This is a genomic window from Vibrio sp. 1288, assembly GCF_033344475.1.
Genome location: NZ_JAWPOX010000458.1, coordinates 1 through 734, shown reverse-complemented (window position 1 = coordinate 734; position 734 = coordinate 1). Strand labels below are relative to the sequence as shown.

The following is a 734-nucleotide window of genomic DNA, read 5'->3' as shown; positions in this document are numbered from 1 at the left end:
CCTATTGCCTTCCTGATGGTTACAAACCATCGGGCAACAAAAACTCGTCTTTTTTATCTCTCCCTGAAATCAAACGGGTCGTAAAAGCGTTTGCTGATTGTGGCACGTCAAAAGTGCGCATTACTGGCGGCGAGCCAAGCTTGCGCAAAGATTTCACTGACATCATTCATTCTGTCGCAACGACGCCAGGCATCAAAAAAGTGGCGACGACGACCAACGGCTACAGAATGGCGAAGCAAGTTGCTGACTGGCGTGAAGCCGGTTTAACAAACATCAACGTGAGTGTAGATAGCCTCGACCCTCGAATGTTCCATCAGATTACTGGTGAAAATAAGTTCACTGAAGTCATGAATGGTATCGAGCGTGCGTTCGAAGTCGGTTATGAGCAGGTCAAAGTTAATGTGGTGTTGATGAAAGATCTGAACCATCACGAGCTACCCGCGTTTCTTAACTGGATCAAAGATCGTCCAATCCAATTGCGCTTTATTGAGCTAATGCAAACGGGCGAGATGGATGACCTCTTTTCAAAGCATCATGTTTCTGGTGTTGCGATTCGTAATCAACTGATTGCGAACGGCTGGTTACTGAAAGTGCGTTCGCACAATGATGGCCCCGCTCAGGTGTTTGTTCACCCAGATTATAAAGGTGAAATCGGTCTTATCATGCCTTATGAAAAAGACTTTTGCGAAAGCTGCAACCGTCTGCGTGTTTCTGCGCTGGGTAAGCTGCACCTT

General features: G+C 46.7%; 1 protein-coding gene. It reads left to right on the top strand.

The window, feature by feature from the left end; all coding sequences use genetic code 11:
* A partial coding sequence (gene moaA / locus R8O11_RS27365; protein ID WP_318194897.1) for a GTP 3',8-cyclase MoaA occupies nucleotides 1-734 on the top strand: 734 nt, incomplete at both ends.